General features: G+C 70.5%; 13 protein-coding genes and 1 pseudogene. 10 read left to right on the top strand and 4 right to left on the bottom strand.

Annotated features, from left to right (window positions below):
- Positions 1 to 6: 6 nt before the first annotated feature.
- The 3 genes and pseudogenes from ABZX37_RS35655 to ABZX37_RS35645 form a co-directional block, all read right to left on the bottom strand.
- Positions 7 to 834 (bottom strand): annotated as a pseudogene (locus ABZX37_RS35655) (YbdK family carboxylate-amine ligase); the annotation flags it as partial.
- A gap of 51 nt (positions 835 to 885) precedes the next feature.
- Positions 886 to 1,755 (bottom strand): serine hydrolase, encoded by an 870-nt coding sequence (locus tag ABZX37_RS35650; RefSeq protein ID WP_354747151.1) that lies wholly within the window; start codon positions 1,753 to 1,755, stop codon positions 886 to 888.
- Positions 1,756 to 2,073: 318 nt separating this feature from the next.
- Entirely contained in the window at positions 2,074 to 2,247 is a 174-nt protein-coding gene (locus ABZX37_RS35645; protein ID WP_354747149.1) for a hypothetical protein, read from the bottom strand.
- Positions 2,248 to 2,410: 163 nt separating this feature from the next.
- Here ABZX37_RS35645 and ABZX37_RS35640 point away from each other — a divergent pair, with 163 nt between their 5' ends.
- The gene (locus ABZX37_RS35640; protein ID WP_354747147.1) at positions 2,411 to 3,193 is read left to right on the top strand and encodes a maleylpyruvate isomerase family mycothiol-dependent enzyme; all 783 of its coding nucleotides are present in this window, start codon (positions 2,411 to 2,413) and stop codon (positions 3,191 to 3,193) included.
- Between the two features lie 8 nt (positions 3,194 to 3,201).
- On the opposite strand, the gene ABZX37_RS35635 is transcribed toward ABZX37_RS35640, so the two are convergent.
- On the bottom strand, positions 3,202 to 3,996 hold the full coding sequence (locus tag ABZX37_RS35635) for an IclR family transcriptional regulator (protein WP_354747145.1): 795 nt from the start codon (positions 3,994 to 3,996) through the stop codon (positions 3,202 to 3,204).
- 101 nt (positions 3,997 to 4,097) lie between these two features.
- On the opposite strand from ABZX37_RS35635, the gene ABZX37_RS35630 reads away from it, so the two are divergent.
- The 9 genes from ABZX37_RS35630 (at position 4,098) to ABZX37_RS35590 (ending at position 12,688) form a co-directional block, all read left to right on the top strand.
- A complete protein-coding gene (locus ABZX37_RS35630; RefSeq protein ID WP_354747143.1) occupies positions 4,098 to 5,048 on the top strand; it encodes a DUF1177 domain-containing protein in 951 nt (316 codons plus the stop codon).
- Positions 5,045 to 6,385 (top strand): cytosine permease, encoded by a 1,341-nt coding sequence (locus ABZX37_RS35625; protein ID WP_354747141.1) that lies wholly within the window; start codon positions 5,045 to 5,047, stop codon positions 6,383 to 6,385. Before ABZX37_RS35630 ends, ABZX37_RS35625 begins: the two co-directional genes overlap by 4 nt.
- Positions 6,382 to 7,671, top strand: coding sequence for a M20/M25/M40 family metallo-hydrolase (locus ABZX37_RS35620; protein WP_354747139.1), 1,290 nt, complete (start codon positions 6,382 to 6,384; stop codon positions 7,669 to 7,671). The genes ABZX37_RS35625 and ABZX37_RS35620 overlap by 4 nt, the downstream gene beginning before the upstream one ends.
- Positions 7,672 to 7,700: 29 nt before the next feature.
- Positions 7,701 to 8,435 carry a dipeptidase PepE gene (gene pepE, locus ABZX37_RS35615; protein WP_354747137.1) on the top strand — a complete coding sequence of 245 codons (735 nt, stop codon included), beginning with the start codon at positions 7,701 to 7,703 and terminating at the stop codon, positions 8,433 to 8,435.
- A 507-nt stretch (positions 8,436 to 8,942) separates the two neighbouring features.
- Positions 8,943 to 10,229: an MFS transporter gene (locus ABZX37_RS35610; protein ID WP_354747135.1), complete on the top strand. Its 1,287-nt coding sequence runs from the start codon at positions 8,943 to 8,945 to the stop codon at positions 10,227 to 10,229.
- Between the two features lie 63 nt (positions 10,230 to 10,292).
- A complete protein-coding gene (locus ABZX37_RS35605; protein WP_354747133.1) occupies positions 10,293 to 10,799 on the top strand; it encodes a MarR family transcriptional regulator in 507 nt (168 codons plus the stop codon).
- Positions 10,800 to 10,885: 86 nt separating this feature from the next.
- Complete coding sequence (locus tag ABZX37_RS35600) at positions 10,886 to 11,590, top strand: alpha/beta hydrolase (RefSeq protein WP_354747131.1); 705 nt, start codon at positions 10,886 to 10,888, stop codon at positions 11,588 to 11,590.
- 127 nt (positions 11,591 to 11,717) lie between these two features.
- Positions 11,718 to 11,954 (top strand): hypothetical protein, encoded by a 237-nt coding sequence (locus ABZX37_RS35595; protein ID WP_354747129.1) that lies wholly within the window; start codon positions 11,718 to 11,720, stop codon positions 11,952 to 11,954.
- Positions 11,951 to 12,688 (top strand): M50 family metallopeptidase, encoded by a 738-nt coding sequence (locus ABZX37_RS35590; RefSeq protein WP_354747127.1) that lies wholly within the window; start codon positions 11,951 to 11,953, stop codon positions 12,686 to 12,688. Before ABZX37_RS35595 ends, ABZX37_RS35590 begins: the two co-directional genes overlap by 4 nt.
- Positions 12,689 to 12,745 lie beyond the last annotated feature (57 nt).

Raw genomic sequence — 12,745 nt, 5'->3', positions numbered from 1 at the left:
GGCGGGTCAGCCGGTGCCCGCGAGCAGGTCGACGACATCCTCACCGCGTCCCCGCTCCGCGAAGCGCTGTCGTTGCCGATCCGCGCCGCTGCCCTCGGTGCACAGCCGCGTCACGGCTTCCCGGGCGAACTCCAGGTCCCCAGCTGCTTCCAGCGCAGAAGAAGCCAGCTCGACCAGATCAGTCAAGACCGTCTTCGTCGGAGCCAGATCGCCGCTGCTCGGGTGCGGGCAACTGCCGATGACCCCGTCCCGCGACGCGCGCCAGCCGAGCAGGACCGCTTCCTGCGGGGTCGCGGCGACGTCGGCCATGCGGAACTCGATGGTCGGCTGCTTCTCCGAGAGCCGGACGTCCCAGTAGACCATCCCGCGGTCGAGGATCGCGCCCGAGCGCAGCCACGCGTCGACGACGCTTTCGTACTCGTCGAGCGACGCGAACCGCGGCGGGGGACCGGCCGAGGGCCAGCGGCTCCATTGCTGGTAACGCCAGCTGCGGTATCCGGTGTCGTAGCCGTCGGCGATGGCGGAATTCGCGGTCACGGTCAGCAGCGCCGGCAGCCACGGCCGGATCCGCCCGAGCACCTGGGTTTCGGTCTCCTTGTCCGGGACGGCGACGTGCACGTGACAGCCACAGGTCCGCGCCGTACGCGCGATGGCCCCGAAATGCTCGGCGATCCGCTCGTAGCGCGGATTCGGCGTGACGCTGGGCAAACCGGCTTCGGCCACCGGCGGTGTGCCCGCGGGCAGCAACCGGCGTTGCTGCCGGCGCGCGGCCGCGGCCAGGTCCTCGCGCAATTCGCGCAGCCGCCGGAGCGCCTCGTCACGGGTCCGGCAGACGTCCGCGCAAACAGCGCTTTGCGAGTAGCGTCAAGTCCACAAAGGACCGAATCAGGTGAGTGTGCTGCCACCGGCAAGCGAACCCTTCAGCGCACCCGTAGCAGCAGTGAGTGCCTTGGTCGCGGCACCGACGTCCATACTGTCGTCCCAAGTGCTCATGACCGCGACCGCGAAAGTCCGGGACTCAGTCCGCACCAGACCGGTCGTATTGAGCACCCGTCGCCCGTCGGAAGTGCCCCACCCCTGTTTCACCGCCCATTTCGCGTCCGGGAACGCGCGCGGGATCCCGAAATGCTGGTCAAACCCGTCAGCGGCGTTGCGCGAGGCGTTTTCCAAGGCCTCAGTAAGGAATTCCCGCTCCTCGTCGGACCGGCCCGAGGTGATGTGCCGGTACACCGCGACGATGTCGTCAGCCGACATCTGCGTGGAACCCCATTGGCCGGGGTCGGCGGGCGGCGAGGTGTGCGCGAGGCCCAGCTTTTCGGCCTGGTGCCGGACAATCGCCGGTCCGCCGAGTTGCTGCCACAGGCGGCTGGCGATGCGGTCGTCGCTGGCCGAGAGCATGGTGCGGACGGCGGTGGCGTCGTCGTCGGAGGGAACTCCGGAACGGTCGATCAGCTCGAGCGCGATCAGCAGCTTCACCACGGACGCGGTCGGCTGCGGCTGGTCGGCTTTCCAGCTCACCTCGACCGAGCACGCGTCGAGATCGACGACCTCGATCTCGAGCCGAGGGTCGTTTCCGTTGCTCAGCAAAGCTTTCCGGGCTTCGGCGACGGCGCCCGGATGCTTGCCCGCCGTCGCGGCCGGAGCCGTTCTGCACGAAGCGGTCCAGTCGGTCCCGCCGGAACTGCTGGCGATGGCGATCGCGGCGACCAAACTCCCCGCGACCGCGAGCGCGGCCACCCCCACGAGCATCTTCATCGATGCGAACTCCTTCGGCAACGGTCCGCTTCCGCGGGAAGCGGGAGCGATGCGAAGGTAGTGAGAGCGGGGGAATGGCAGGATCGTCCGAAGAGTCCGTCCATTCAGGCCAGTCGGCGGGCAACCCCGTCCGGGCATCGGCCATCTGGCCGACCCGCGACGCGCTGAACTGCGGAGACTCGACGGCTGTCAGCGACGCGGAGACGGCGGACGGGAGCGCGTACAACTCGGCGACGGCGGAAGCCGGAGGACGTTCAGGCAGATCCGCTTGCCCGATCTTGCCTTTCCGGCCGCCTTTTGTCGGTCTCCGGGGTTCGTTCAATCGGTTTCGGGTTGCTGCCACGTCCGTCCGGCCCGCTGGGCGGCCAGCCGGATCTCGTCGCCGACCACCTGCCAGTTCTGGTCCGTCGGGTCGTGGTCGCCGATCCACGTGCGCCGCGGCGCCGCGAGGGAGCCGCCGGCCGGCTGCGGGTTTTCTGTCATCTGAGTCATGATTCCTCCGTCTCCGGACGAAAACCACCTCGGACTACCCCTATCGAGCCCCGCGGGGCGATCGAAAGATTTCCGCTGAGGGGTGTCGATCCTCGCTACGGTCGTTCGACGCGTAGTCGAAGGCCCCTCGAAGGGCAGCCGCCGAGACCCCAAGGACCCTCCCATGACCGAACTGAACGCGGAACTCGTCCGGCAAGCGATCGTCGACCACACGAGGCACCTGGCGGAATCAGCCGTCGCCGCCGGACCGGGCGCTGCCGTGCCGACCGCTCCGAAGTGGACCGTCGCTGACCTGGTCGCGCACGTGGGCCAGACGCAGCGCTGGGTCGCCGAGATCATCGAGCGCCGCATCACCGACCCCGCCCAGCTGCCCACCGAGATGGCCGCCCCGCCTTCGGATCCGGCTGAGTGGCAGGCCTGGCTGTCGGAATCCGCGCGACGGGTCGCGAACGCGTGCTCCGATGAAGCGCTCGACGCACCGGTCTTCAACGCCTCGGGAGACGCCCGGTCCGGGACGCGATTCTGGATGACCAGCATGTTGAACGAAGCGGTCGTCCACGGCTTCGACGCCGCCAACGCCGCGCACCGCTCGCTCGACGTCGACCCCGGCATCGCGGCCGCGCTCATCACCAATCACCTGACGATGCTCACCTCGCCCACGTGGGAGATGCAGCGGTCCGAGTCCGCGCACGCCATCCGGGGCACCGGTCAGACGCTGCAGTGGCTGGCCACCGACACCTCAGCCGCCTGGTCCGTCGAACGACAGCCGGACGGCGCGACCTGGCAGCCCGGAACCCGCGAGGCCGACGTGACCGTGACCGGCCCGGCGCAATCCCTGCTTCTTCTCTTGACCCGACGCCTCCCGCTGGCCGACTGCGAAACCGTCGACGGCGACACCGCCCTCGCCCAGCACTGGCTCGACAACACCGCCCACGCCAGCGACTGACCTGGAGCTCACCGGCGCGGAACCGGCCGGGAAAGCCGCAGTTCGATCAGGTCCGCACCGCGCCGCAACAGGTCCACCCACTGCTCGGGATCGTGGTCGAAGCGCGCGGCGGACCAGCCGATCGACAAGCTGCCGTACGGTTCGCCGCGCAGGAAAACGGGCACCGCGAGCGTCGCCACGCCGGTGTCGTACTCGCCGGTGGTGAACGCCCAGCCCCGGTCGGCGACCTCGGCCAGCTGCTCGCGCAGGACGGCGAGGTCGGTGACCGTGTCCGGCGTGAAGCGCGCCATCGGCCGGTCGGCGAACAGCCGGTCGCGCTCCTCCTCGGGCAGGAACGCGAAGTACGCCTTGCTGGTCGCGCCCGCGTGCGCCGGGTACAGCTCGCCGACCAGCGAATAGCCGCGCAGCCGTCCGTCGGTGCCTTCCGCGGCCAGCACGCACCGGGTGTGCGCGCCGTCGGGCAGGGACAGCAGGGCGGCGTGCCCGGTCTGGGCGGCGAGGTCGGAGAGGACCGGGACCACCAGCAGGTCCAGTGCCCCGGCCCGGTCCCACAACCGGCCGAGGTGCAGCGCGGCGGGCCCGATCCGGTACCGGCGGGTGCTGTCGTCGCGGACGAGGAAACCGCGATGCGCCAGCACCGCCAGGAGCCGCTGCGCGATCGAGGTGTGCAGCCCGAACTCGCGCGCCACCGCGGTGACTCCCCATTCCGGGCGGGCGCGGTCGAACGCGAGCAGCACCTGCAGCGCGCGGTCCGCGGTCTGCGGCAGGCCGGGCGGGGTGGCGCGCTCGTCGTGGTCCGGCATCCGGCCATTGTGCGAATAACGGGAAATGTTTGTAAAGCCGGTGCACCCGGACCGAGTCTGGTCGGACCACCCCCGGCGGCCTGACTTCTCAGAGGAACCACATGCTCAAACACGTCCTGGAACTGCTCGAAATCCTCGACGACCCGGCGGTGACCGGGAAAGAGGTCGTCGCCTACCTCGACGCCGTCGCCGGCGCCGCGGGCAGCGGCGCGGAGATCACCACCGTGACTGGCGACGCCGGGCAGACCGACTTCGTCCGGGTCCGGGTGCCCGGCAGCCGCGGCCGCACCGCGGGCGGTGACGCGCCGACCCTCGGCGTGGTGGGCCGCCTCGGCGGAGTCGGCGCCCGGCCGGAGGTGACTGGTTTCGTGTCCGACGGCGACGGCGCCGCCGCCGCGCTGGCCGCCGCCGCCAAGCTGCTGTCGATGCGGGCGCGCGGGGACGTGCTGGCCGGCGACGTGCTGATCGGCACGCACATCTGCCCGGACGCGCCGACGCTGCCGCACGACCCGGTGCCGTTCATGAACTCGCCGGTCGACATCGCCACGATGAACAGCTACGAGCTGTCCGCCGAGATGGCCGCCGTGCTGTCGATCGACACCACCAAGGGCAACCGGGTGATCAACCACCGCGGGCTCGCCCTGTCCCCGACGGTCCGCAGCGGCTACATCCTGCGGGTGTCCGAGGGCCTCGGCGAACTGCTGGAGACCGTCACCGGCGCGCCGCTGGTGACCTACCCGATCACCACCCAGGACATCACGCCCTACGGCAACGGCGTCTACCACCTGAACTCGATTCTCCAGCCGGCGACCGCGACGGACGCGCCGGTGGTCGGACTGGCGATCACCTCGGCCGCGACGGTGGCCGGCTGCGCCACCGGGGCGAGCCACGAGACGGACATCGCGGCCGCCGCGCGCTACGCGGTCGAGGTCGCGAAGCAGTTCGGCGCGGGCACGCTGCATTTCCACGACGAGACGGAATTCGCCACCCTGCAGACCCGCTACGGCTCGATGGCGCACCTGCAAACCCTGGGCACGGAGGTGGCCGGATGAGCACCGCGACGCAAACCGCGAAGCACGCCAAAAAGCGGATCGGCAACGACGACTACGCGCTGCGCCGCGTCCCCGAGGACGCTCGCTACGGGTTCGGTTCGATGCTGCTGCAGTGGCTCGCGCAGTCCGGGTCGCTGTCCCAGTTCGTGCTCGGCGCGACGCTCGGCGTCGGGATGCGGTTCTCCGACGCGTTCTGGGCGTTCACCCTCGGCGCGGTAATCCTGGAGGTGGTGATCTTCTTGATCGGCCTCGCCGGGCAGCGCGAGGGCCTCACGATGACCATGCTGACCCGGTTCACCGGCTTCGGCCGCAACGGGTCCGCGCTGGTGAGCCTGGTGATCGCGATCAGCCTGGTCGGCTGGTTCGGCGTGCAGAACGGCATCTTCGGCAAGAGCATGAACGCCCTGGTCGGCGGGCCGGTGTGGCTGTGGTGCGCGGTGTCCGGCGTGGTGCTGACGCTGCTGGTGATCTACGGCTTCAAGTACATGATGTGGCTGGCCAAGATCGCGGTGCCGCTGTTCTTCGGGCTCGTGGCGTGGAGCGTTGTCTCCACGCTGTCGGAGCACTCGGTGGGCGCGCTGATGTCGGCCGCGCCGACCGCGACCGCGATCTCCGTCCCGGCCGCGGCGACGATCATCGCGGGCGGCTACATGACCGGCGCCGTGGTCGCCCCGGACATGACCCGGTTCAACCGCAAGGGCTGGCACGTCCTGCTGCAGAGTTCGGCGTCGATGGTCCTGTCCGAGTACATCGTCGGCATGACCGGCGTCCTGCTCGGGCACCTGGTCGGCAGCTCCGACGTCACGCACATCGTGCTGTCCACCTCGGGCTTCGTCGGGCTGATCGTGGTGGTGCTGGCGACCGCGAAGATCAACGACTGGAACCTGTACGGCTCTTCGCTGGGCGTGGTGAACTTCGTGCGGACCGTGTTCGGCCGCCCGCTGCACCGCGGCGTGGTCACCCTGGTGATCGGGATCGCCGGGACGGTGCTGTCCGCGATCGGCTTCCTGCAGCACTTCACCGCGTTCCTGTCGCTGCTGGGCGTCGCGATTCCGCCGGTGGGCGGGATCATCGTGGCGGAGTACTTCCTGGTGCGCCGGCTTTCCACGCCGCTGCGGGAAACCCGGGCGGCCGGGCGGGTGCCCGCCACGATGCCGGTCTGGGTGCCCGCCACCCTCGCGGTGTGGGCGGCGGCGTTCTGCGTCGGCAAGTTCGTGCACTGGGGCATCCCCGCGCTGAACTCGCTGCTCACCGCGGCGATCCTGTACACGGTGCTGGGCTGGGCCGGGCTCATCCGGCCGGTGGGCTCGGTGGAATTGGAGGAGGTGGCCGCGTGACCAGCGCACAGGACGAGGTGGTCGAGCTTTGCCGCGACCTGATCCGGATCGACACCTCCAACCCGGGCGCGACTGAGCGGCCCGCGGCGGAGTACGTCGCGGAGAAACTCGGCGAGGCCGGACTGGAACCGACTCTGGTGGAGAGCGCGCCCGGCCGGGCCAGCGTGTTCGCCCGACTGTCCGGAGTGGACTCTTCGCGGCCCGCGCTGCTCCTGCACGGGCACTTGGACGTGGTGCCCGCGGACGCCGACGAGTGGAGCGTCCCGCCGTTCTCCGGGGAGATCGCCGACGGCATGCTGTGGGGCCGCGGCGCGATCGACATGAAGGATTTCGACGCGGCGATCCTCGCGCTGGCGCGGCAATTCGGCCGCACCGGCGAGAAACCGCCGCGCGACCTCGTGTTCGGCTTCCTCGCCGACGAGGAGGGCGGCGGGAAGTTCGGTTCGCACTGGCTGGTCGAGAACCGCCCGGATCTGTTCGAGGGCGTCGGCGAGGCGATCACCGAGGGCGGCGGCGTGTCGTTCGACCTCGGCAACGGCAGCCGGCTGTATCCGATCGAATGCGCGCAGCGCGGGCAGGCGTGGCTGCGCCTGGTCGCCACCGGCCGCGCCGGGCACGGTTCCTCGCCGAACGACGAGAACGCGGTCACCGATCTGGCCGAATCGCTCGCCCGGATCGGCCGCCACCGGTTCCCGGTCCGGCTGATCGAACCGGTGCGGGCGCTGCTGGAACGCGCGGCGGAACTGCTCGGCGTCCCGTTCGATCCGTCCGATGTGGACGGGAGCCTGGCGCGGATGGGCCGGGTGGGGGAGCTGGTGAACGTGATCCTGCGCAATTCGGCGAACCCCACCATGATCTCCGGCGGGTACCAGGTCAACGTCATCCCCGGCCGGGCCACCGCCGCCGTCGACGGCCGGTTCCTTCCCGGGTACGAGCAGGAACTGCTGGACACGATCGACGAGCTGCTGCTCCCGTCGGTGCGCCGCGAGTTCATCCACCGCGACATCGCGATGGAGAGCGGCTTCGACGGCCCCTTGGCGGACGCGATGTGCGCGGCTATCACCGCGGAGGACCCGGACGGCCACCCCGCCCCGTACTGCAACGCCGGCGGCACCGACAACAAGGCGCTGTCCGCGCTCGGCATCCGCGGCTTCGGGTTCAAGGCGCTGCGCGTCCCGCCGGAACTGCCCTACAACCGGCTGTTCCACGGCGTCGACGAACGGGTGCCGCTGGAGTCGCTGCGGTTCTCCGTCCGGGTCCTGGACCGGCTGCTGCGGACTTGCTGAACAATGGCGGGCGAACCAAGGAGAATCGCGTGACTGACCTGCTGTTGCTGTCCAACTCGACCAACCACGGCCGCGACCCGCTCGACCACGCGCTGGACGCGGTCGCCGAGGTGCTGGACGGGCGCACCGAACTGGTGTTCGTGCCGTTCGCGCTGGCCGACCACGACGGCTACACCGAGCGCATCGCTGCCGCGGTGGCGCCGCTCGGCGTACGGGTGCGCGGACTGCACACCGCCGCCGACCCGGTCGCCGCGGTGCGCTCGGCCCCGGCGGTATTCACCGGCGGCGGCAACACCTTCCGCCTGCTGGCCGAGCTGTACCGCCGCGAGCTGCTGGAACCGTTGCGGGACAGGGTGTCCAAGGGGATGCCCTATCTCGGAGCGAGCGCGGGAACCAACATCGCGGGCCCGACTGTGCGCACCACCAACGACATGCCCATCGTGGAGCCGCCGAGTCTCACTTCGCTCGGACTGGTGCCGTTCCAGCTCAACCCGCACTACGTCGACCCCGACCCGGCCAGCAGGCACATGGGGGAGACCCGGGAGAAGCGGCTCGCGGAATTCCACGAGTGCAACGACATTCCGGTGCTCGGCCTGCGCGAGGGCACGTGGCTGCGGGTGCGCGGCGACTGGGCGGAACTGGCGGGCGTGTCCACGAGCGGCGGTGCGCCCGGACGGCTGTTCCGGCGTGGTGTGCCGGGCGAGGACGTCTCCGGCGACGTCAGCGACCTGCTCGCCCCCGCGAGCGAACCGGTGTGGGGCTGATCGCGCGACGTCTGAACATCGTTCCGCGGGTTGACAACTGGGAAGGGCTGGGCCAGCGGGCTCGGCCCTTCCCAGTTTGCTTTCTCGGCGGCCGTTGTGCCCGGCGCGTAGCGGCTCTGCGGAGCACCGGCCGCGCCGCGACGGGCCGGGTGATTCTCCGCCCCCCAAAGGTCCGTGAAGGGCTCCTTGGGGGAATCAGATTCCCTCAAGGAGTCCTTCACGGACGTTCCACCGCTCCGGCCGTGCCCGTCGGCGGCGGACAATCCACTGCACCGGACCGTGCCCATCGGCGGCGGAAGAAATCCCGCGCCCGTCGGCATCGCGCCGCTGCGGAGAAACTCGTCACAGCATCAGGGAAGAGGGCTCGTCCAGGATAGCTTGACACAAGCATCTTAGGACAAAGATACTTCCCGGCGACCCCGCCGGCCGAGGCGGCCGGTCCGGCGTCGCGGCGGGTCCGCGCGGTCCGGGCCGCCTCGCGATGGTCCGGCCCGGAAAGGAACCGCCGTGACCGTGCTGAGGGAAGACCGCCGACCCGGCGCGCCGCTGTCCGCGTGGCTGGGCGTGCTGGCGCTCCTGGTGGTCGTGGCGGTTTCCTACATCGACCGGGTCAACGTGTCCGTCCTGATCACCGATCCCGCCTTCACGCAGCATTTCGGGATCGCGGGCAACCGGGCGGCGCAAGGTGCGCTGATGACGCTTTTCCTTGCCGGCTACGGAATCGCGGCCATGCTGATCACGCCGTGGTACGAGGCGGTGTTCGGGGTGCGGCGAGGGCTGCTCGTCAGCCTGGCGTGCTGGGCGCTGTTCACGCTCGCGTCCCCGTACGCCGGGGGAGCGGTGGTGCTGCTGACGCTGCGGTTCCTGCTCGGCGCCAGCGAGGGGCCGCTGTTCTCGCTGAAGACCATGTACGTCAAGGACAATTTCGCCGAAGGCACCTGGGGCAAGCCCAACGCGGTCAGCTCGATGGGCGTTTCGCTGGGGACGGCGCTGGGCATCCCGGTGATCACCTTCGCCCTCGTGCACTTCGGCTGGCACGGCTCGTTCTTCCTGCTCGCGGCCCTCAACCTGGTGGTCGGGCTGCCGCTGGTCGCCGTGTTCGTCCGCGCCTCGCGGCATCGGACAGCCGCGCGGCAACCGGCGTTGCGGCGGTTCGCCGGAGCGCTGCGCACGCCCAAGCTCGGCTGGATCCTGCTGATCGAGGTGGCTACGCTCGGCTATCTGTGGGGCAGCACTTCGTGGCTTCCGTCGTATTTGCTGCAGGCGCGGCATTTCTCGCTGGCGCAGATGAGCGCGCTGTCGGCGCTGCCGTTCGTGGTCAGCCTCGGATCCGGTTTCCTCGGCGGGTATCTCATCGACCGGATGCCCGCTCGCCGGGTGCCGCTCGTGCTGGTGATCGGCAGCGTCGGCACCGCCCTGTGCGCGACGACCGTGACCCTCGCCGATTCGTGCTGGCTGGCCGCGGCGACGCTCATCCTCGCCAACGCGTTCTGGGGCCTGCAGGGACCGGCGATTCCGACGCTGGTGCAGCAATACGCGCCGGCGGGCGCTGTCGGGAGCGCCTACGGCCTGATCAACGGAGTCGGCAATCTCGTGTCCGCGCTGCTTCCCACGTTGATGGGCGTGGCGATCGCCGCGGGCGGCGACCACGGATTCGCCGCCGGGTACGCACTGCTCGCCGCGACCCAGCTGCTCACGCTGCTCGGTGCGGTCGTGCTTCTCCGCGGCCGCGGCCCAGCCGGAAAGGACCCCGCTGCGGCCGATGTCCCCGCGGTGCCGGAAGAGTCCCGTTAGGACGCGTTGTCGCCGCGCGAACACCGGATAGGCTCCGTCCGCACCCTGGCGGACAAGGAGTCGATGACGATGGACACGGTCGATCAGGTGGTGGCGGACTGGGCGCGGCAACGCCCGGACCTGGACGCCTCGCCGATCGCGATCTTCGGCCGGATCCGGCGGATCGCCGACCTGGCCGCCGGGAGCCTCCGCGGATACCTGGCCTCGTACGGCCTGACTCCCGGTTCGTTCGACATCCTGTGCAACCTGCGCCGAGGCGGCCGCCCCTATCGGAAGACGCCGTCCGAGCTGGCGGCCTCCGCCCTCGTCACCTCGGGTGCCCTGACCGCTCGGCTGGACGCGCTAGAACGCGACGGCCTGATCCGCCGTCGCGACCACCCAGCCGACCGCAGGGTGAGCTACGCCGAACTGACCGCCGCCGGCCGCAAGCTCATCGACCGCGTCCTCGAAGGACACCTAGACCGGGAGGAAGCGCTCCTCGCCGGTCTGGGCGAAGCCGACCGCAAAGACGTCGAACGGGCACTCGCACTGCTGGAAGACACGGTCCGGGAAGCTTCTCCAGCGCAGTAGCCCACAGAGGTTCATTCGGGCAGACAACGAACCCGCCGAAGCTACGCGGCCGCCGGGCCTGCGCAGGCGTGGCTAGCGTGATCATCATGGAAGCCGAGAAGTCGACTACGTTCGTTCTGGTGCACGGCGCCTGGCACGGCCCATGGTGCTGGGAACGGGTGAGCGAGCACCTAATCGCGCGCGGTCACGAGGTGATCTGCCCGTCGCTGCCGTGCGACAACGCCGAGGCAGGCCAGGACGAGTACCTGGCGGTGCTCGAAGCCGCGCTCCGAGGCCGTTCCGACGTCGTTCTCGTCGCGCATTCGATGAGCGGCATGGTGGCACCGTTGGCGACTGGCAACCCCGCGGTCAGCTCCCTGATCCTGCTGGCCGCCCTGGTGCGCAAACCCGGCTCGGCGCTGACCGACGACGGGGCAGCGCCACTTGCCGAGCCGCTGCAAAAGGCTGTGGCGCGCGCCGTCGTGGACGAGTCCGGACGCGTAGTCCTGGACCCAGCCGACGCGACCGACGTGCTGTACCACGACTGCACCCCCGCGGACGCCGCCGACGCGGTCCGCCAATTGCGCCCCAGCGCGAATACCGTGGGCGCGCAAACCTGCCCTGCTTTGCCGGAACGCCGCGTGCCGACCACGTACGTGTCCTGTCGTGCCGATCGCGCGGTGAACTGCGACTGGAACGCCGCCCGCGCGCGGGAACTGCTCGCCGCCGAAGTCCGCGAGATCGACGGCGGGCACTCGCCGTTCTGGTCGGCGCCGGAAGAGTTCGCCGCGCTGCTGGTCGAACTGGCCTGACGGAACACCTCGTTCGCCGCACCGGAGGTCGGCCTGGGCTAAAAGCGGCCTGTCGGGGGTACGAAATTGTCGTACCCCTGTGTGATCGTAGGGCAGCCCGTTGTTCCTCGGGGGAGGAGAACCGACGATGCCCGCAGCTCGACCGACGCCGGAAGGCCGCGAGTGGTCCGCAGTCCGGATCACCGACGGCTTCACCGAGCCCGTCGACCCCGGCAGCACCGCCGGCGAGCCGCAGCCCGCCGGGATCGAACGCGCCGAAGCCCGCCTGGCCTACGTCGAGGTCACTCAGCACCGGCCCGCCCCAGGTGGATTGTCCTGGATCAATCAGAGCCCGGACAGCGTCGCGGCCGGAGCGGTCCGGTGAGCGGCGTGTTCGGCGTTCTCAACCAGCAGGTCGCTCCGCCCGGGCTCGGGCTGGTGCTGGCGCTGGGGGTGTTCGCGGTCGCGGTGTCGGCGGCGACGTTCGTGCTGATGCTGGCCGGTCCCGCGCGGTGGCGGCCGCTCACCCGGGCCAACGTGCTGAGCACCGTCGTGCACGAGGGCGGGCACGCGCTGCTGAGCGTCGTGACCGGCGGCGGAGTGTTCCAGATCGAGGTCACCAGCGCCGAAACCGGGCTCACCCGCACCTGGAGCACGTCGCGCTGGTCGCGGGTGCTGACCCTGGTCGCCGGATACGCGACGCCGCCGCTGGCCGGTCTCGGCGCGGCCGCGCTGCTGCACCGGGGGCTCGCGCCGGCGGTGCTCGCGCTGACCGTGCTGGCCATGGTGCTGGTGCTGCTGGCGACCAGGGACGCGCTCACGCTCGGGATCGTGGTGGCGCTGGGCGCGGCCGCGTTCGCGACGCTGAAGTGGGGACCGGACTGGCTGCGGAACACCGTCGCTTACCTGGAAGCGTGGCTGCTGCTGACGAGCGAACTCGGCGGCGTCGCGGCGCTCGTGGTCGGCCGGCTCCGCCACGGCTACTACGGCCTTGAAGACGACGCCGCCGGGCTGGCCGAGGCGAGCGGGATTCCGGCGTTCGCGTGGATCGCCGGTTGGACCGCCCTGATCGGCTGGACGGCCTGGACCGCGGTGCCCCTGCTCTGGCCGACCGCGTAAAGGCCAATGCCGGGGACTCAAGCTGCGCGGCCCACGCCCGTCCACAAAGGACCTCAG

The sequence above is a fragment of the Amycolatopsis sp. NPDC004079 genome, assembly GCF_040610415.1.
Lineage (GTDB): Bacteria > Actinomycetota > Actinomycetes > Mycobacteriales > Pseudonocardiaceae > Amycolatopsis > Amycolatopsis halotolerans.
The sequence above is the reverse complement of the archived record's forward strand: the minus strand, read 5'-3'. Positions and strand labels throughout refer to the sequence as shown.

Excerpts from the sequence above, each read along its gene's own strand:
- ABZX37_RS35650 (WP_354747151.1), bottom strand. The coding sequence starts at position 1,755 with ATGAAGATGCTCGTGGGGGTGGCCGCGCTCGCGGTCGCGGGGAGTTTG.
- ABZX37_RS35645 (WP_354747149.1), bottom strand. The coding sequence starts at position 2,247 with ATGACTCAGATGACAGAAAACCCGCAGCCGGCCGGCGGCTCCCTCGCG.
- ABZX37_RS35640 (WP_354747147.1), top strand. The coding sequence starts at position 2,411 with ATGACCGAACTGAACGCGGAACTCGTCCGGCAAGCGATCGTCGACCAC.
- ABZX37_RS35635 (WP_354747145.1), bottom strand. The coding sequence starts at position 3,996 with ATGCCGGACCACGACGAGCGCGCCACCCCGCCCGGCCTGCCGCAGACC.
- ABZX37_RS35630 (WP_354747143.1), top strand. The coding sequence starts at position 4,098 with ATGCTCAAACACGTCCTGGAACTGCTCGAAATCCTCGACGACCCGGCG.
- ABZX37_RS35625 (WP_354747141.1), top strand. The coding sequence starts at position 5,045 with ATGAGCACCGCGACGCAAACCGCGAAGCACGCCAAAAAGCGGATCGGC.
- ABZX37_RS35605 (WP_354747133.1), top strand. The coding sequence starts at position 10,293 with ATGACGATGGACACGGTCGATCAGGTGGTGGCGGACTGGGCGCGGCAA.
- ABZX37_RS35600 (WP_354747131.1), top strand. The coding sequence starts at position 10,886 with ATGGAAGCCGAGAAGTCGACTACGTTCGTTCTGGTGCACGGCGCCTGG.
- ABZX37_RS35595 (WP_354747129.1), top strand. The coding sequence starts at position 11,718 with ATGCCCGCAGCTCGACCGACGCCGGAAGGCCGCGAGTGGTCCGCAGTC.